The 16,148-nt window shown below is 72.0% G+C and carries 18 protein-coding genes; 12 read left to right on the plus strand and 6 right to left on the minus strand.

Going from position 1 to position 16,148, the window contains the following annotated elements:
• The first annotated feature begins 115 nt into the window (after positions 1-115).
• The 5 genes from MFF54_RS24615 to MFF54_RS24635 all read left to right on the plus strand — a co-directional run bounded on the left by MFF54_RS24615 (position 116) and on the right by MFF54_RS24635 (position 5,135).
• On the plus strand, positions 116-523 hold the full coding sequence (locus tag MFF54_RS24615; RefSeq protein ID WP_238306832.1) for a hypothetical protein: 408 nt from the start codon (positions 116-118) through the stop codon (positions 521-523).
• Positions 524-604: 81 nt separating this feature from the next.
• Positions 605-2,269 carry a cytochrome c gene (locus MFF54_RS24620; protein WP_238306833.1) on the plus strand — a complete coding sequence of 555 codons (1,665 nt, stop codon included), beginning with the start codon at positions 605-607 and terminating at the stop codon, positions 2,267-2,269.
• A gap of 67 nt (positions 2,270-2,336) precedes the next feature.
• Entirely contained in the window at positions 2,337-2,492 is a 156-nt protein-coding gene (locus MFF54_RS24625; RefSeq protein ID WP_238306834.1) for a hypothetical protein, read from the plus strand.
• A 657-nt stretch (positions 2,493-3,149) separates the two neighbouring features.
• Positions 3,150-4,334 (plus strand): GGDEF domain-containing protein, encoded by a 1,185-nt coding sequence (locus tag MFF54_RS24630; protein WP_238306835.1) that lies wholly within the window; start codon positions 3,150-3,152, stop codon positions 4,332-4,334.
• A 93-nt stretch (positions 4,335-4,427) separates the two neighbouring features.
• On the plus strand, positions 4,428-5,135 hold the full coding sequence (locus tag MFF54_RS24635; protein WP_238306836.1) for an OmpW/AlkL family protein: 708 nt from the start codon (positions 4,428-4,430) through the stop codon (positions 5,133-5,135).
• 49 nt (positions 5,136-5,184) lie between these two features.
• Here the strand turns inward: MFF54_RS24635 and MFF54_RS24640 are convergent, their stop codons facing one another.
• Positions 5,185-5,700: a phosphate-starvation-inducible PsiE family protein gene (locus MFF54_RS24640; RefSeq protein ID WP_238306837.1), complete on the minus strand. Its 516-nt coding sequence runs from the start codon at positions 5,698-5,700 to the stop codon at positions 5,185-5,187.
• Positions 5,701-6,025: 325 nt separating this feature from the next.
• Between MFF54_RS24640 and MFF54_RS24645 the strand changes: the two genes are divergently transcribed.
• On the plus strand, positions 6,026-6,205 hold the full coding sequence (locus MFF54_RS24645; protein ID WP_238306838.1) for a hypothetical protein: 180 nt from the start codon (positions 6,026-6,028) through the stop codon (positions 6,203-6,205).
• Between the two features lie 12 nt (positions 6,206-6,217).
• Here the strand turns inward: MFF54_RS24645 and MFF54_RS24650 are convergent, their stop codons facing one another.
• From MFF54_RS24650 to MFF54_RS24665, 4 genes are all read right to left on the minus strand, one after another.
• A complete protein-coding gene (locus MFF54_RS24650; protein ID WP_238306839.1) occupies positions 6,218-6,517 on the minus strand; it encodes a hypothetical protein in 300 nt (99 codons plus the stop codon).
• 92 nt (positions 6,518-6,609) lie between these two features.
• Positions 6,610-6,954, minus strand: a complete 345-nt coding sequence (locus MFF54_RS24655) for a hypothetical protein (RefSeq protein ID WP_238306840.1) — start codon at positions 6,952-6,954, stop codon at positions 6,610-6,612.
• Positions 6,955-7,128: 174 nt separating this feature from the next.
• Positions 7,129-7,977 carry a type 1 glutamine amidotransferase gene (locus MFF54_RS24660; RefSeq protein ID WP_238306841.1) on the minus strand — a complete coding sequence of 283 codons (849 nt, stop codon included), beginning with the start codon at positions 7,975-7,977 and terminating at the stop codon, positions 7,129-7,131.
• Between the two features lie 270 nt (positions 7,978-8,247).
• The gene (locus MFF54_RS24665) at positions 8,248-8,994 is read right to left on the minus strand and encodes a DUF4336 domain-containing protein (protein ID WP_238306842.1); all 747 of its coding nucleotides are present in this window, start codon (positions 8,992-8,994) and stop codon (positions 8,248-8,250) included.
• Positions 8,995-9,183: 189 nt separating this feature from the next.
• Between MFF54_RS24665 and gudD the strand changes: the two genes are divergently transcribed.
• The 4 genes from gudD to MFF54_RS24685 all read left to right on the plus strand — a co-directional run bounded on the left by gudD (position 9,184) and on the right by MFF54_RS24685 (position 13,660).
• Entirely contained in the window at positions 9,184-10,545 is a 1,362-nt protein-coding gene (gene gudD / locus MFF54_RS24670; RefSeq protein ID WP_238306843.1) for a glucarate dehydratase, read from the plus strand.
• A gap of 148 nt (positions 10,546-10,693) precedes the next feature.
• Positions 10,694-11,458 carry an HpcH/HpaI aldolase family protein gene (locus MFF54_RS24675; RefSeq protein WP_238306844.1) on the plus strand — a complete coding sequence of 255 codons (765 nt, stop codon included), beginning with the start codon at positions 10,694-10,696 and terminating at the stop codon, positions 11,456-11,458.
• A gap of 64 nt (positions 11,459-11,522) precedes the next feature.
• Positions 11,523-12,407, plus strand: a complete 885-nt coding sequence (locus tag MFF54_RS24680; RefSeq protein ID WP_238306845.1) for a 2-hydroxy-3-oxopropionate reductase — start codon at positions 11,523-11,525, stop codon at positions 12,405-12,407.
• A gap of 227 nt (positions 12,408-12,634) precedes the next feature.
• Positions 12,635-13,660 (plus strand): KpsF/GutQ family sugar-phosphate isomerase, encoded by a 1,026-nt coding sequence (locus MFF54_RS24685; RefSeq protein WP_238306846.1) that lies wholly within the window; start codon positions 12,635-12,637, stop codon positions 13,658-13,660.
• 219 nt (positions 13,661-13,879) lie between these two features.
• On the opposite strand, the gene MFF54_RS24690 is transcribed toward MFF54_RS24685, so the two are convergent.
• Entirely contained in the window at positions 13,880-14,116 is a 237-nt protein-coding gene (locus tag MFF54_RS24690; RefSeq protein ID WP_238306847.1) for a hypothetical protein, read from the minus strand.
• Between the two features lie 142 nt (positions 14,117-14,258).
• Here MFF54_RS24690 and MFF54_RS24695 point away from each other — a divergent pair, with 142 nt between their 5' ends.
• Both MFF54_RS24695 and MFF54_RS24700 read left to right on the plus strand, forming a co-directional pair.
• The gene (locus MFF54_RS24695; protein WP_238306848.1) at positions 14,259-15,215 is read left to right on the plus strand and encodes an AEC family transporter; all 957 of its coding nucleotides are present in this window, start codon (positions 14,259-14,261) and stop codon (positions 15,213-15,215) included.
• A 456-nt stretch (positions 15,216-15,671) separates the two neighbouring features.
• Entirely contained in the window at positions 15,672-16,118 is a 447-nt protein-coding gene (locus MFF54_RS24700) for a Ros/MucR family transcriptional regulator (protein WP_238306849.1), read from the plus strand.
• Positions 16,119-16,148: the final 30 nt, after the last annotated feature.

Consider the following 16,148-nt stretch of genomic DNA (forward strand, 5'->3'; position numbering starts at 1 on the left):
GGCCTCGCGGCCGCGCTCGTCCTGCCCTACCTCGCCTGGGTCGGGGTCGCGGGACTCCTGAACCTCACCATCGTGCGGCTCAATCCCGCCCCGTCCGGCATCGGGAGGGCGTGAGATGGACGCGCTCGGCTCTCTCGTCGCGTCCGGTCGGATCGTCGACCTGATCCTGATCCTCGTGGCGGCGGAGGCCGCTCTCGTGGCGCTTTCGCCCCGCCGGTTCGGTCCGCGCGCGCCCCTGCTCGCCGGGCTCGCCGCGGGGGCGGGCCTGCTGCTGGCGCTCCGCGCGGGCCTCGCCGGCGCGCCCTGGCCCTGGATCGCCGGAGCGCTGGCGCTCGCCGGCGGCGCCCACCTCACCGAACTGGCCCTGCGTCGCCCGAAGACGCTTCGCCGCAGGGAACCATCCGCAACATCGGCTGAGGCGCTGGCGTTGGGTTCGGTCTCGCGCCGACACGAACGCACGAAGCGGCGGCGCCCGCCGCCCCTCCCTCGCCCATGCGCGGGCGAGGGAGCGCGCGGCGCTTGATAGCGTGGATCCGCTGCACACGAAGAGTCCCGACGCACCCGTCACCACAGCACAGTCCCGACGACCCTGGAGGAGAGGCCCATGGACCGCAGCGCCGCCCACGCCCTCGCGGGCGCCGTCCTGACAGGTATCGTCTCTGGCACCCTGCTGGCGGCGCCCGCCGCCGCGCAGGAGCCGAACTTTTCCGATCCCGAGCTGATCGCGCGGGGCAAGTACCTCGTCACGGCGGGCGATTGCGTCGCCTGCCACACGGCGCCCGGCGGCAAGCCGTTCGCCGGCAACTACCGGCTCAACACGCCGATCGGCGCGATCCTCACGCCCAACCTGACGCCCGACCCCGAGACCGGCATCGGCAAGTGGGACTACGCCACCTTCGAGCGCGCCTTCCGGCAGGGCATCGGCGACGGGGGCGAGTATCTCTACCCGGCCTTCCCGTTCGGCTGGTACACCAAGGTCACCGACGACGACACGCGGGCGATCTTCGCCTACCTGAAGTCGCTGGAGCCGGTGAACGAGAAGCGGCAGGACAACGAGATCCCCTTCCCGTTCAACGTCCGCACGGCGCTGATCACGTGGCGCACCGCCTTCTTCACCAACGACCGCTTCAAGCCGGACCCGCAGGCGAGCGAAGAGGTCAACCGCGGCGGCTACCTCGTAGAGGGGCTCGGCCATTGCGGCATGTGCCACAACGAGCGCAAGCTCGTGGGCAATTCCAGCCTCGCCGGCCGCTTCGGCGGCGGCGTCATCGACGGCTGGTACGCCCCCAACATCACGCCCGACGATCACCAGGGCATCGGCGGCTGGACCGACGCGCAGGTGGTGACCTACCTCAAGACCGGCACCGCGCCCGGCAACCGGCCGGGCGTCGCCGCCGGCCCGATGCGCCAGACCATCGAGGAATCGCTCTCGAAGATGACCGACGCCGACCTGAAGGCGATGGTCGCGTATCTGCGCACGATCCCCGCCAAGCAGACCTACAAGGCGAAGGACCTGCAGGCCTTCAACCAGCCGGGCGCCCCGGGTGCCGACACCTACCTGACCTACTGCTCCTCCTGCCACCAGCCGGACGGCCGGGGCATCCCGGGCGCGGTGCCGGCGCTGGCCGGCAACACCTCCGTGCAGTCGGCCGGACCCGAGACGGTGCTGCGGGTGATCTACGGCGGGCTTGCCGCCCAGAGCGGCTACGCTCCGATGCCGGCGATCGGCCAGGAGATGACCGACGTCGAGGTCCGCAACGTCACCGACTACATCCGCAATTCCTGGGGCAACAGCGCCCCGGCGATCAGCTCCGACAGCGCCGCCTCGGACGCGCGCGCCGCCACGCAGACGATGCTCGCCGGCAACGCGCCCTGCGCCGAGGTGGCGCAGGGGACGGTGCTGAAGGCCTTCGAGACGGCGGGCGCCGCCGACGCGCTCAAGGGCCTGACCCAGGAGCAGTTCGTGCCGGCGCTCGCCAAGCTCCTGCCGCAGGTGAAGGCCGCCTACGGCGACAAGCCGGCCGGGACCGGCGGCCAGAGCCTGGACGACGAGCTGGTGAACGGCCTCACCACGCTCTACTGCCAGGTCGGCCGGGAGCCCTACCTGGAGCGGCAGCGGGCGGGCGCGCCGGAGGCGGCGCGCTCGTGGCCCGCCGTGATCGGCAATTTCGCAAACATCGCCTACAGCCAGGCGCGCAACCCGGAGAAACGGGCGAGCGCGGACGGTGCCATACCGCCCGCTCCGCCCACGCCGCCGGCCCGGAACTGACCGCGTCGGCACGCCCAACCCCACCACCTTCGCTCACCACGTTCGCATCGAGTCGGGAGATCTGCGGATGGGCCTCTTCGTCGTCATCGCCTGCGCCTTCCTGGTGGCCGCCGTGCTGGAGGTGCTGGCCTTCCGGCGGCGCAACGAGCTGGAGGCGGAGGGGCTCGTCACCGTGGTGCGACCGGAGACCTCGACCTACCTGAATCCGCCCCGGCCGTACTGAACGCGCCTCCGCGCGTCGGCCGAGGGCCCGCCGCCCTGCGAAGGCAGGGGCAGGCGCCATCCCCATCATCCGTGGGACCGCGCTGCCGGCCGCTTCCGGCCCGCTCACGCACGTCCCCGCTCCGCGGTCGCCTGGAGGACGCACCCGCGCAATACAATTTGAAGTTATCTCAGTTGTTCATAGCAATCAGCAGTAGATAATTTCACAAATAAGCATTCCTTAGTATTTCAGGGTCAGATGCAGGAAGAAGTTTGCCGTGCGATCGTGAAGGCCTTCGACGTGTGCCAGGGTGATGAGTTCGGGGCGCGCGAAAGCAGACCACCGCTGCCCCCAATGAGAGGCGGTTCAAGTCCTGCCCTGCGGAGAGACCTGTCCGGCAAATGGGAAACACCTGCCGGGAAGGCGCACGTCCCGGCCCGCTCGTTCGTACAGTCGCCGGACGCGCCGCAACCTGCGGTCAGGCCGGCTCCCGCGGAGGCCGATCCCACGCCTGACCGCCCGCCGGCCGTGCCGCCGACGACCGGATCCGCGCCGATCTGCGCGGCCCTGCCGCGCCGCCATCGTCCCGCCCGGGCCGCGCCGTCCGCCGGCATCCGCGGCCCGGATCCGTCCGCGATGCCGGACCCGCCGGACGCGCGTCTCCAGGCGGGTTGAGTGATGCCCCTCGATTTCGGCACGCTTCAGATCGCGAGCATCGTGAGCCGGATCGCCTTCACCTCCGTCTTCCTGGTCACGCTGCTGCGACATCCGCGCGAGATCTACTTCGCTGTCTGGGCGAGTGCGCTCGTCAGCTCGCTCGCGGCCTCGTTCCTGATGCTGGGGGATCCGCCGGCGGTCCCGCTGGGGGCCGCCAGAGGCGCCGTCATCTACGTCCTGTACGGGGCGAGCCTCGCGGTCTCCTGGGTCGGCCTGCGGCTCTTCCATGAGCGGCCGCTCCACCTCCCGCTGGCCGTCATGCTCACCCTCGGCCCCGGCCTCCTCTACGGCGGCCTGATGTGGCTCGGCGTCCCGGTGGAATGGTGCTTCACGGTCCTGTTCGGGATCCTGGCCGTCAGCACGAGCCTGTGCGCCGTCGAGATCCTGCGGACGCCGGCCAAGGAGCGTCTCTGGACGCAGTATACCGTCCTCTCGGGCTTCGTCGGCTACACCGCGGTCTTCCTCGCCTCGATCCTCGTCATCCACTTCGCCAGCGAGCGCCTCGCCGCGCCGGAGAGCGGCGTCTACGCGCTTCTGTTCGACCAATGGTGCGGCGTCTTCATCCAGGTCGGCTACCTCGCGATGGTGAGCGAGCGCGCGCATGTGAGGATCAGCCGCCTGGCCGATACGGACCCGCTCACCGGCCTGCCGAACCGGCGCGGCCTTGCCGCCGCGCTCGACCGGAGAGCCGCCACGCGGAACCGTGCGCTGTCCGGCGCCCTCCTCGTGATCGACATCGACCACTTCAAGTCGATCAACGACACCTACGGGCACGAGAGCGGCGACCGGGTCCTGGCGGACGTGGCCGCGCGGCTTCAGAATGCCATGCGGGCGGATGACATCGTCGCGCGCTGGGGCGGGGAGGAGTTCCTCGCGGTTCTCGAACGGGCCGACGGTGCCGCGGCCGTCATCGTCGCCGAGCGCCTGCGCGAGGCCGTGTCCGGCCGCTCCTTCGCGCTGGACCGCGGACCCGTCGCGGTCACGGTGAGCATCGGCGCCTCCTTGGTGGCGGCCGGCGAGGCGAAGATCGACGCGGCCGTCGCCCGGGCCGACGCGGCCCTCTACGCGGCCAAGAGGGACGGCCGGAATCGGGCCGTTCTGAACCTGCCCGAGCCCGCGCCGCAGGCTCGCGGGCGCGTCGCATGACCCCACCCTCCGGCTCCTCCGGGGACCCGACGCGCATCCGCGTCACGGCCCGGCCGCAACCTTCTCCGCCCAGGACGACGTCCCGCGATGCCCATGATCGTCAGCTCTCGCTCCCGCCCGGCGCCGCCCGTCGCGGCCCCGCGACCGCGGCGCGCCGCTCTTACGGTCGCTGTCTGCGCCCTCGGCCTTGCCGGGCCCGTCCGGGCGGCGGAGCCTGCGCCGGAGCCGGACCCCGGAAGCCTGGGCGCGGGCAGCATCCTGGTCCGCGGCCGGGTCGTCGGGTCCATACCGGTCAACCAGCATTCCCGGGTCGAGCCGATCGGCGGGCGCGTCGTCACCCCCGCGCGGGCGCTGCCGGATCTGGACGCGACGTACTTCCTCACCGACCATTTCGCTCTCGCGGGCCAGGCCGGCATCGTCTCGACGCGGACCTCCATCCGCGGGTCCTACATCGGCAACCTGCCGATCGGCGACACCTGGAGCGCCAGCCTGACGGCCGCAATCCAGTTCCACATCCCACTCGAGGGCGGCTTCAAGCCCTATCTGGGTGCGGGTATCGGCTACACGGTTCCGCTCGCCTACGAGCCGGCGAAGCCGTTCGTCACCGCGATGAAGGCCGACCCGCAGCTCGGACCGATGCTCCAGGCCGGCCTCGACTATCATCTCGGCGGGCGCTGGTACGCGAACCTGGAGTTCAAGCAGATCTTCCTGCCGCCCCTTGTGTCCCGCATCGGGCCCGGCAGCGCGACGGTGAAGCTCGACATGATGATCGTCGGGGCCGGCCTCGGCTACCGCTTCTGACGCACGGGCCGGCCCCGCGGCACCGGCACGGCCCCGCATCCTCACGGGGTTACGCGCTCTCCTCCCCGGCTGGCTGGCCGCCGTCGCGGGCGCGGTGAAGCAGGAAGATCGACAGCACGATCGCCAGGATCAGGCCCGCCAGAACCCCGAGCTCGATCATCGAGGCCTGGAACAGGGCCTGCTTCTCGGGTGTCCAATCCTTGCTGTGCATGACCTCGGCGGATTGCAGCGTGACCACCAGGACCCGCCGGATCGAGGCGATCAGCCCGACGATCAGGAACGGCTCGCAGGTCAGCCGCCCGGAGCGCATCGAGACCCGCACCGTGTGCAGGATCTCGACCAGCATCAGCAGGAACAGCAGCCGGTCCACCACCTCCAGGAGCTGCGCGGCCCGGCCCTGGGCCTGGATCGCCTCCAGGGTCAGGCGGGCGGCATCGTACAGCGCGAGCAGCGCCGTCACGGCGAGCAGCAGGCCGAGGATCGCGTAGATCGCGTGCTCGGTGTGCAGGAACAGGAAGGTCGAGGCGCGCGTCAGCGTCCCCGGCTCGTCGCTCTTGTCGGCCATGCGTGTGGGCCCTCCCGCGGCGGACCGCTCGTGGGCCGGCAGGCGACGGCAAGAGGCCGGCGCGAGCCGGTCGGCGTCGCCGTTTTCCGGGATCTTGATCCTAAGCTGCGCCGTCCGCAATGCCTGTTCGGATGTGCTGTGTCCGGAACTGTACAGGGGACTGAAAAATCCTGCACCCTGGAATGCATGATTTTCTATTCAGGTCTCCGAATCTTCGGTGTGCGGCGCAGCGAGCTGTGACCGAAGATGCTGTGCGCGGTTATAGAGGAGGAACTTTCGGGAGATCTGAACTTTGCTCCGTGGAGTCGCACGGAGAATTTTCGACATGCCGGACAACGACTATCTCATCATCATCCTGGCCGTCGCCACACTGGCCATCGTCCTCGTCGTGGCCGCCGTCTTCCGGCGCCGGGTCGCGCAATCCAAGGGCGATCCCCGGCGTTCCAGCTTCACCGAGCACCATGGCGGCCCGCCGCGCCCCAACCGGCCCGGAACGGAGCATTGAGGCGGGACGGCGTCAGGCTGATGCGTGTGGCGCCGCGTGGCGGGTGCCGGGGCCGGTCGGGATGCCCGGCAGCCGGTCCGGCACCTGGGCCGGGTCCGGCGGCTCGTCCACGTCCGGGTCGGGGCCCGGCACGCGCGGTCCGGTCGGCCCGGTATCGGGATTCTCCGGGGGCGGCAGGTTCGGCGGCGGCATCTCGCCGGGATTCGGCGGCGTCGGGATGCCGGGCGGCATGCCCGGATTCACCGTGCGCAGCGGCGGATGGTCCGGGCCCGGCGCACGAGCGGGCATGGTGGCGGGCATGATGGTGGCCATGGAGGGCTCCCTGTGTCCGGGCTCTGTGCCGCCCTGACGTGGGGCCGGCTTCCGGGTCCGCAACCCGGAGGCCGCGAGCCGGCCCGCGCGGATCAGCAGCCGATGCAGACGCCGGTGTCGAGGGAGCGGTCGAGCCCGGTGCGGCCGGTGCGCACGCCCGAGTGGCGCGGGCCCCGGGCCGAGAAGCCGCCGCGGCGCAGGACCACGCCGGGCGCGACGATGGGGGCCGGGGCGAACTGCACGTTGCGCTGGGCCTGCATCCGCAGGGTGTTCAGCTCGCTCGTCTGCGAGAGCTGCTGCGAGCGCATGTCGCTCTGGTAGGAGAGCGAGCGGTTCCAGCTGTTCAGGTCGGGCGTGACCTGGGCCTCGGCCGTCCCGGGCAGCGCCACGGCGGCGAGAAGGCACAGGGTCGGCATCCGGAGGGTCGGGATCGGCATGGTCGTCCTCGGGGGCTGACGGCATCGTGAGGCTATCAGGAACGACGCGCCCGCGCCTGCCCGGTTCCGGCGGGCGGCTGCGGCATGCTCGGCCCAGCAGCGGCGCGTTCTCTCGGCGTCGCGCGGCATCTCTCAGCATCGCGCGGCGTCCCTTCAACGTCGCGCGGTGTCCCTTCAACGTCGCGCGGCGTGCAGGCGCACCAGATGGGCCAGGAAGTTTCCGATCTCGCGCCGCCGCCGGGGCGCCTCCAGCACCTCGGGGCCGAGCCCGTGACGCCACGCGAGGTCGGGCCGCTCGCCGGCGTGCAGCGCCGCGACCTCGTCCGCGTAGGCGGCGAGCGCCGCGCTGTCCCGGCACAGGCCGGATTCGAGGATATCGGGCTCGGACAGGCGCAGCATCGCGGCAAGTTCGTCGAGGTCGAGTTCCGGATGGTACTGCGTGCCCCAGAAGGTGCCGGGCCCGAGCCGGAGCGCCAGCGCCTGGACGGCCAGCAGGCCGTTCCCGGCCAGCACCTCGGCGCCGGGCGGCGGCTCCAGCACCGCGTCGAGATGCATCGCGGGCGCGTCCCAGGTGGCCGGGCGTCCGGCGAGGAGCGGGTGCTCCCGCCCCGCCCCGGTCGGGACGAGGCGCCGGGCGAAGCCGTATTCGGGCCCGCACGGGTTCGGACCGATGCGGCCGCCCGCCACGGCCGCGGCGAGCTGGACGCCCCAGCACGAGCCGAAGACCGGCAGGCCCGCTTCCAGGGCGGTCCGCATCAGGGCGCGCTGGCGCCGCACGGGCTCGCCGTCCTCGGTGACGTGGAGCTGCGAGCCGGTGAAGACCACGCCGTCGAACCCGGCGAGCTCCGCGCCCGCGGGCAGGGCGGCCCCGGCATCGGCCGGTTCGAGGATCGTGCAGGCGACCTCTGGGTCGAGGTCCGTGAGGAGCGCGGCGTAGGCCTCCGCGGAGGTCTCGCCCGTGGCGCGGACATGCTCCCGGCGCGCCGCGGCCACGTTTCCGTCGGCCACAAGGATCTGCATCATCGAGGACAAGGGGGTTGGTGAGGGGCCGGTGAAGCGGCGCGGTCAGGCCAATGGCGGCTGGGGCCCGGCCGTTCCGCCCGCGCGCCGGGGCGGGTCGCCGCAGCGGCGGGAGGGTCATGGCGTCGAGAGGTCGAGACCTCTCGCGGGTGCAGGATGGAACCCTGCATTTGGAACCTCCATCCCGGCTCTGCCGGGTCGGAGGTCCCAACCCGGGGCCCCGTCCCGGGACCCCGCCAAAGGGCCCGGGCCCTTTGGGATCGCGCAACCGTCTCAGGCGAGCAGCCAGCGCAGGGAGCGGCGCAGCGCCGCGGTGCCGTCGCGGGCGAACCACGCGCCGTGGGCGAACAGCACCCGCTCGGGCGCGAGCGCGACGAGCGCCGCTGCCGCCCGCCGCGCGTCGGCCCCGCCCAGGCGGATCGCGCCGCGCAGGTAGGCCGGCGCCCGGCCGTCCGGGGCGGTGATGCCGACGATCCGCGCCAGCGGGCGCATCCAGAAGGGCAGCCGCCCGGGCTCCAGGTTCAGCACGAGATCGGTGAGGATCAGGCTCCGGCTGGCCTCGTGGAAGAAGGCCACCTCGCGAAAGCCCAGAGCCCCCGGCACCACCACCTGCTGCAGGTCGCGGGCCCAGTCGGGCGGCGGGGCCGCGCCGAGGTCGCGGTCGAGGCGCAGGCCCGCGCGCATCTGCCGCCGCACCTGGCCCCGCCGGCGCAGGTTCGGCGCGGCCCAGGTCAGCGCCTCCGGGCAGTGCTGCTGCCAGGCGCGCAGCAGGGTCCAGTGCGCGATGTTGGGCGCCACGAGGTGGCGGATCGGGCCGATCTCCGCGAGCGCTCGGTGCAGGTTCGGGTCATAGCGCGTCGGCGAGTGCAGCCAGAGCGAGCCGTCCGCGAGGCGCACCACACTCATCCGCACGGGCAGCGGCATCACGCCGGCCGCCCGCAGGGGGCCGCTGTCGACGATCCAGAGGTCGCGCGCCACGGGCTTGGGCACGTCGAGGGGCGGATAGGTGACGTCGCTCAAGGGGCAATCCGGGTCTGGCGGCTCTGGGGGCCAACCCGTCAGCCGCGTTCCGGGTCCTGATGCGGCGGGATCGATGCGTTCGCCGCATCGATCAATCCAGCCTTTGGCTTGGACCCGCATCGTAGGGGTTTCTAGAACGGGACTCGGACGAGCGGCGCGTCAGATGCCGTGGAACCCGGGAGAACGCTCATGCTGGCCGATGCAGCCCAGATTCCTGCGCGCGGGCTCTCGCGCGCGCCCACCGTCACCGAGATGAAGGTCGTGCCCGTCGCCGGGCGCGACAGCATGCTGCTGAACCTCTCGGGCGCGCACGGACCCTTCTTCACCCGCAACCTCGTGGTGCTCACCGACTCGACCGGCGCCACCGGCCTCGGCGAGGTGCCCGGCGGCGAGCGCATCCGCCAGACCCTGGAGGATGCCCGCGACCTCGTCGTCGGCCAGCCGCTCGGCGCCTGGAACCGGGTGCTCAACGCCGTGCGGACCCGCTTCGCCGACCGGGATGCGGGCGGGCGCGGCCTCCAGACCTTCGACCTGCGCGTCACCATCCACGCGGTCACGGCGGTGGAATCGGCCTTCCTCGACCTGCTCGGCCAGTTCCTCGATGTGCCGGTGGCCGCCCTCCTCGGCGAGGGACAGCAGCGCGACGCGGTCGAGATGCTGGGCTACCTGTTCTACGTCGGCGACCGCCGCAGGACGGACCTCGCCTATCGGGAGCCGACCGCCCGCGACGGCTGGTTCCGCTTGCGCGACGAGGAGGCGCTGACGCCCGAGGCCGTCGCGCGCCTCGCGGAGGCGGCCTACGACCGTTACGGCTTCAACGACTTCAAGCTGAAGGGCGGTGTCCTGGCGGGCGAGGACGAGATCGCCGCCGTCACGGCAATCCACGCGCGCTTTCCCGGAGCTCGCGTGACGCTCGACCCGAACGGGGCGTGGTCGCTCGAAGAGGCGATCCGGCTCTGCAAGGGGCGCGGCGACGTCCTGGCCTACGCGGAGGACCCGTGCGGGGCGGAACAGGGCTTCTCGGGCCGCGAGATCATGGCGGAGTTCCGCCGGGCCACGGGCCTGCCCACCGCCACCAACATGATCGCCACCGACTGGCGCCAGATGAACCACGCGATCCAGCTCGGCTCTGTCGACATCCCGCTGGCCGACCCGCATTTCTGGACGCTCGCTGGCTCGGTCCGCGTCGCCCAGCTCTGCCGCGACCACGGGCTGACCTGGGGCTCGCACTCGAACAACCATTTCGACGTGTCGCTCGCAATGTTCACCCACGTGGCGGCGGCCGCTCCCGGCGCCGTCACGGCGATCGACACCCACTGGATCTGGCAGGACGGCGAGCGCCTCACCAGGGAGCCGCTGCAGATCCGCGGCGGCCTCGTGCGGGTGCCGGAACGTCCGGGCCTCGGGATCGAGCTCGACTGGGCCGAGGTGGAGCGGGCCCACGCCCTCTACCGCGATCACGGGCTCGGCGCCCGCGACGATGCAGCTGCGATGCAGTTCCTGATCCCGAACTGGACCTTCGACAACAAGAAGCCGTGTCTCGTGCGCTGAGACTTGGTGCGCTGAGACTTGCCGGCTCCGCGCGCCGCGGAGCCGCCCATCTCGGCGAAGCCGCAAGCGCGACCGCGCGCCGCCCGTGTGGCGGATCGCGGGTGCCCCGGGAACCGGGGCTCCCGCACCCGAGAAAGAGGAGAACCCGATGGACGTCCTGACCAACCGCTTCAAGGCCGCCCTCAGGGCGGGCCGTCAGCAGATCGGCCTGTGGTGCAGCCTCGCCAGCCCGATCTCGACCGAGATCGTGGCCGGCTCCGGCTTCGACTGGCTGCTCCTCGACATGGAGCACTCGGCCAACGACCTGCGCGACATCTACGGTCAGCTCCAGGCGATCATGGAGGGCGAGGCCCACGCCATGGTGCGGGTGCCGAGCGACGAGCCGATCACCATCAAGCGCATCCTCGACACGGGCGCGCAGTCGCTGATGATCCCCAACATCGACGACGCCGAGCAGGCCCGCCGGGCGGTGGCCGCGACCCGCTACGCGCCGCGGGGCGTGCGCGGCTTCTCGCAGGCGCCCCGCGCCGCCCGCTTCGGCCGCATCCCGGACTACCACGCCCGCTGCGAGGACGAGATCTTCGTCGCGGTGCAGATCGAGTCGCGGCGCGCGCTCGACAATCTTGAGGAGATCGCGGGCGTCGAGGGCGTCGACGGCGTCTTCGTCGGGCCCGGCGACCTCTCGACCAGCCTCGGCTATCTCGGCCAGCAGAACCACCCGGAGGTGGTGGCGATCATCGAGGAGACGGTGGCGCGCATCACCCGGACGGGCAAGCTCGCCGGCATCCTCACGGCGAACGAGGATCTGGCCCGCCGCTACATCGCGGCCGGCACCCGCTTCACCGCTATCGGCTCCGACATGGGCGTGCTCGCCCGCGCGACCGAGGCGCTCGCCGCCCGCTTCAAGGGCTGAGCCAGAATCGGCCCTCCCCCTCTGCGGGGGAGGGAAGCCGCGCCCCAAATCAGGAGATCCCAGCATGAATATCGGCTTCATCGGCCTCGGCATCATGGGCGCGCCCATGGCCGGCCACCTGATCGCGGGCGGGCACAGCCTGTTCCTGAAGAGCCGCCGCTCCGTGCCCGACGCCCTCCTGAGCGCGGGCGGCACAGCCTGCACCACCGCCGCCGAGGTCGCGGAGCGCGCGGACGTGATCATTCTCATGCTGCCCGACACGCCCGACGTCGAGACGGTGCTCTTCGGCGCGGCCGGCGTCGCCGAGGGGCTGGCCCCTGAGAAGACCGTGATCGACATGAGCTCGATCTCGCCGATCGCCACCAAGGACTTCGCCGCCAGAATCGCCGCGCGCGGCTGCGACTACCTCGACGCCCCGGTCTCCGGCGGCGAGGTGGGGGCGAAGAACGCCGCCCTGTCGATCATGGTCGGCGGCTCCGAGGCGGCCTTCGTCAGGGCCGAGCCCCTGTTCCGCCTGATGGGCAAGACCGTGACGCATGTGGGCGAGAGCGGCGCCGGTCAGGTCGCCAAGGTCGCCAACCAGATCATCGTGGCGCTCACCATCGAGGCGGTGGCCGAGGGGCTGCTCTTCGCGTCCAAAGCCGGTGCCGATCCGGCCAAGGTCCGGCAGGCCATCACCGGGGGCTTGGCCACATCGCGCATCCTGGAACTGCACGGCGCCCGGATGATCGAGCGCACCTTCCAGCCGGGCTTCCGCATCGACCTCCACCGCAAGGACCTGAACCTCGCGCTGGAGGGCGCCAAGGCGCTCGACCTCGCCCTGCCCGGCACAGCGCTCGCCCAGCAGCTCTTCGGGGCCTGCGCGGCCAACGGCGCGGGCGGCCTCGACCACTCCGCCCTGGTGCGCGCGCTCGAGATCATGGCGAACCACCCGGTCGCAGCGGGCTGAGATCAATCCGGGATCCCCCGGGGCCAAGTCCCCCGGGGCCAAGTCCCCCGGGGCCAAGTCCCCTGGGGCCAAGTCCCTCGCGCAGGACCCGGGGGCGCGGCCGCGGGTCCGCCGGGGAGCCGGCGAACCATCAAACAGCCGTATTTGGCCACGCTAACGGAGGGGCGGCACCCGTCGCGCGCTTCTGCCCGCGCCGCCGTATCCCTTCCCGGCAGCGAGATCTGGACATGGTGGCGCGCGCGCAGGAGACCGTCGTCGAGCTCGATCCGGCAGCGGTCGGGGGACCCGCGGCGGAGATCTGCGCGGCGGGCCTGCAGAGCATCGAGATCGGCATGGGCGCGATGCGCGCGCTGGGCGGCGCGCTCGGCGGCGAGCTCGGGCCGGCCTTCGCGGCGGCGGTCGAGCGGCTGATCGAGACCGAGGGACGGGTCATCGTCTGCGGCGTCGGCAAGAGCGGGCATATCGGCCGCAAGATCGCCGCGACGCTGGCCTCCACCGGTACGCCGGCCTTCTTCGTCCATCCGACCGAGGCGAGCCACGGCGACCTCGGCATGATCACGCCCCAGGACACGATCCTGGCGCTCTCGTGGTCGGGCGAGACGGCGGAGCTCGGCGACCTCACCAATTTCTCGCGCCGCTTCTCGATCCCGCTCATCGCGATCACCTCGCGGACCGACAGCTCGCTGGGGCGGGCCGCCGACGTGGTGCTGGCCCTGCCGCGGGTGCGCGAATCCTGCCCGCACGACCTCGCGCCGACCTCCTCCAGCCTGATTCAGCTCGCGCTCGGCGACGCGCTCGCGGTGGCGCTGCTGCGCCAGCGCGGCTTCACCTCGTCGCGCTTCAAGATCCTGCACCCGGGCGGCACGCTGGCGGCCCGCCTCAAGACCGTGCGCCAGCTCATGCACGCGGGCGCGGCCATGCCGGTGGTCACGCGCGGCACGCCGATGTCGGAGGTGCTGGTACGCATCGCCGAGCACCGTTTCGGCTGCGCGGGCGTGCTCGACGAAGCGGGCGCGATCGTCGGCATCGTCACGGACGGCGACCTGCGCCGCCACATGGGGCCGGCGCTGCTGGCCACGCCGGTCGAGCAGGTGATGACGGCCCGCCCCGTGACCATCGAGCCCGACAGCCTCGCGGGCTCGGCCCTGGAGCTGATGAACCGCAAGCGCATCACTGCGGTCTTCGTGGTGGAGGCGGGCCGCCCGGTCGGCCTCATCCACGTCCACGATCTGCTGACCGCGGGCGTCGTCTGAGCGGCGCCGCCGGGGCGCGAGCTTGACCACGCGTCTCGGGTATACCAGACCGGCGTGCCGCGAAATTGTGCGTGCTCAAGATCTGGCTAGAGTGAGGGCTCCTCCCAGGGGCCCAAGGCCCTGCCTTCAGCCCGTTCGGCCCCGGCCGGGCGGGCTTTTTCCTGTGCGGCACCTCCCCGCACAACCGTGCCGGCCGGAATGGACGCCTCGCAGACCCGCTCAGCCGCCGCGATAGCCGCCCCCCGGCTTGAGCCGGTCATTGGGCCGCTCGCGCCCGCCCGGGTCGTTCTCCGCCGTGTCGGTTCCCTCGGGCGAGCCCATGTCGCCGGGCTCGCTCGCGCCCGGCGCCCGGCCGCCCTGCGGCCGCCCGCTCACGGGCCGGTCCCCGTAGGCCCGCGCCCCGGAAGGCGCCTCGCCGGGATCGGTCTCGGGTCTGGTGTCGTTGGGCCGGCTCATCGCATCGTTCCTCGTCGGGCGCTTCGGCGGCGCGGGGCCGCTCCTGGGGCAACTGCCGCGGGCGGCGCGGGCTCCCGCTCGTGACAGGTCCGCGATAGGGCGAAGCGCGCTCCCCCTCCCCTCAACCGTCGAGAGGCCCGCCATGCTCACGACGCTCGCGGTCGTGCTGCCGATCTTCGCGCTGATCCTCGCGGGCTGGCTGGCGCGCCGCACCGGCCTGCTCGGGCCGCATGCCATGGCCGAGCTCAACCGCTTCGTGGTCTGGCTCGCGCTGCCGGCCCTGCTCTTCGACGTGATGGCCCGCAGCGTCGGGCCGGAGATCTGGCAGCCGGGCTTCCTCGCCACCTTCGGCCTCAGCAGCGGCGCGCTCCTCGCCCTGACCGCGTGGCTCGCCCGGCGCCGGGGCCGGCCGCTCGCCGACGCGGCGATCGACGGGCTCAACGCCAGCTACCCGAACACCGGCTATATGGGCTTCCCGCTGGCGCTCGCCGCCCTGGGACCCGCCGCGCTCGGGCCCACCACCATCGCGGTGATCCTCACGGTCTGCGTCGTTTTCGCTGGCGCGATCGTGCTGATCGAGGCGGGACTCCAGGGCGGGGATCGGTCCGGGCGCCGCCGCGGGCCGGTCGCCCGCACGGTGGCCCTGGCGCTCCTGCGCAACCCTCTCCTCGTCGCGCCGTTCTGCGGGGCGCTGGTGCCGCTGCTCGGGCTCGGCGTGCCGGCGCCCGTGGAGGCCTTCCTGAAGCTGCTCGGCGGGGCAGCCTCACCCTGCGCGCTGGTGGCGCTCGGGCTGTTCCTGGCCGAGCCGCGTCGCGGAGACGGGATGGGGCGGGACCGCCGCGCGACCGCCTGGCTCGTCGGGCTGAAGCTCGTCGTCCACCCGTTCCTCGCCTACGGGCTCGGACGCTTCGTGTTCGATCTCTCGCCGCTCGCGCTCCACACGGCGGTGCTGATGGCGGCGCTTCCCACCGGCACGGGCCCGTTCATGCTGGCGGAATTCTACCGCCGTGAGGCCGCGCTCACCGCGGACACGGTCCTTGTCTCCACCGTGCTCTCCGTCGTGACCGTCGCGGCCTACCTCGCCTACGTGGCCGGGTGAGGCGATCGCGCGAAGCCGGGCGGCGCCTCAGCGCCAGCCGAGGAGCACGACGAAGCCCGAGAAGGTGAGGGCCGAGGCCATGAGGATGAGGGCGCTGAGATCCATGCCCGCCGGATACGGATCGGGCAGGCGGTCGGCCAGCATGCGAACGGTCGCTGCGGCAGCCTGCCCTACGAGGCGGGCCTACGGATCTCCATGAGCGCGGGCGGAGAATGTGGCGAGCCGGTATTCCCGCACCAGCACGGAGATTGATCTATGTTGTTTTGTGGATGAGGAAGGACTTTTTACGAGATTCCTGCGTGACACACCCGCTCGTCATGCGACATTCCTGCGTGCGCGTGCCCGCAACATGCATGCCCGGCCGGGGAGGCTTGCGCGAGACTTCATGGCCAAACCCTTGATCTTCGATTGGGAAGGGCAATCTTCATGGCTGCGGAGAACCAGAACGGATCAGAGATGACAGAAGAAACGCTGGAGCAGGGGCCCGACATCATCACCTTCGCGGGAGACATCGTCGCCGCCTACGTCTCGAACAACCCCGTGCCGGCCTCCGAACTGCCGGCGCTGATCGGCAACGTCCACGCGGCGTTGGCCAATCTCCTCGGTGCACCGACGGCCGCCGCCGCGCCCGAGGAGCCCGTGGAGCAACCGAGCCCGGCTCAGATCCGCAAGTCGATCACCGACAACGGCATCGTCAGCTTCATCGATGGCCGTTCCTACAAGACGCTGAAGCGTCACCTGACCAAGCACGGGCTGACGCCGCAGGCCTACCGCCAGCGCTACGGCCTGCCCGCGGACTACCCGATGGTGGCGCCAGGCTACGCGGCGCAGCGTTCGGCGCTCGCCAAGGAGATCGGTCTGGGCCGCCCGGTCCCGCAGGATGCCCGCCGCGACGCAGCCTGACAGCAGCACGCGCCGACATAAGAAAACCCG

Source organism: Methylobacterium gregans, from assembly GCF_022179245.1.
GTDB lineage: Bacteria > Pseudomonadota > Alphaproteobacteria > Rhizobiales > Beijerinckiaceae > Methylobacterium > Methylobacterium gregans.

What these genes read in the sequence shown, in the direction of transcription:
- MFF54_RS24655 (WP_238306840.1), bottom strand. Translation starts at nt 6,954, where the DNA reads ATGCCGATCCCGACCCTCCGGATGCCGACCCTGTGCCTTCTCGCCGCC.
- MFF54_RS24650 (WP_238306839.1), bottom strand. Translation starts at nt 6,517, where the DNA reads ATGGCCACCATCATGCCCGCCACCATGCCCGCTCGTGCGCCGGGCCCG.
- MFF54_RS24630 (WP_238306835.1), top strand. Translation starts at nt 3,150, where the DNA reads ATGCCCCTCGATTTCGGCACGCTTCAGATCGCGAGCATCGTGAGCCGG.
- MFF54_RS24615 (WP_238306832.1), top strand. Translation starts at nt 116, where the DNA reads ATGGACGCGCTCGGCTCTCTCGTCGCGTCCGGTCGGATCGTCGACCTG.
- MFF54_RS24680 (WP_238306845.1), top strand. Translation starts at nt 11,523, where the DNA reads ATGAATATCGGCTTCATCGGCCTCGGCATCATGGGCGCGCCCATGGCC.
- MFF54_RS24685 (WP_238306846.1), top strand. Translation starts at nt 12,635, where the DNA reads ATGGTGGCGCGCGCGCAGGAGACCGTCGTCGAGCTCGATCCGGCAGCG.
- MFF54_RS24645 (WP_238306838.1), top strand. Translation starts at nt 6,026, where the DNA reads ATGCCGGACAACGACTATCTCATCATCATCCTGGCCGTCGCCACACTG.
- MFF54_RS24635 (WP_238306836.1), top strand. Translation starts at nt 4,428, where the DNA reads ATGATCGTCAGCTCTCGCTCCCGCCCGGCGCCGCCCGTCGCGGCCCCG.
- gudD (WP_238306843.1), top strand. Translation starts at nt 9,184, where the DNA reads ATGCTGGCCGATGCAGCCCAGATTCCTGCGCGCGGGCTCTCGCGCGCG.
- MFF54_RS24660 (WP_238306841.1), bottom strand. Translation starts at nt 7,977, where the DNA reads ATGATGCAGATCCTTGTGGCCGACGGAAACGTGGCCGCGGCGCGCCGG.
- MFF54_RS24640 (WP_238306837.1), bottom strand. Translation starts at nt 5,700, where the DNA reads ATGGCCGACAAGAGCGACGAGCCGGGGACGCTGACGCGCGCCTCGACC.
- MFF54_RS24700 (WP_238306849.1), top strand. Translation starts at nt 15,672, where the DNA reads ATGACAGAAGAAACGCTGGAGCAGGGGCCCGACATCATCACCTTCGCG.
- MFF54_RS24690 (WP_238306847.1), bottom strand. Translation starts at nt 14,116, where the DNA reads ATGAGCCGGCCCAACGACACCAGACCCGAGACCGATCCCGGCGAGGCG.
- MFF54_RS24695 (WP_238306848.1), top strand. Translation starts at nt 14,259, where the DNA reads ATGCTCACGACGCTCGCGGTCGTGCTGCCGATCTTCGCGCTGATCCTC.
- MFF54_RS24620 (WP_238306833.1), top strand. Translation starts at nt 605, where the DNA reads ATGGACCGCAGCGCCGCCCACGCCCTCGCGGGCGCCGTCCTGACAGGT.
- MFF54_RS24675 (WP_238306844.1), top strand. Translation starts at nt 10,694, where the DNA reads ATGGACGTCCTGACCAACCGCTTCAAGGCCGCCCTCAGGGCGGGCCGT.
- MFF54_RS24625 (WP_238306834.1), top strand. Translation starts at nt 2,337, where the DNA reads ATGGGCCTCTTCGTCGTCATCGCCTGCGCCTTCCTGGTGGCCGCCGTG.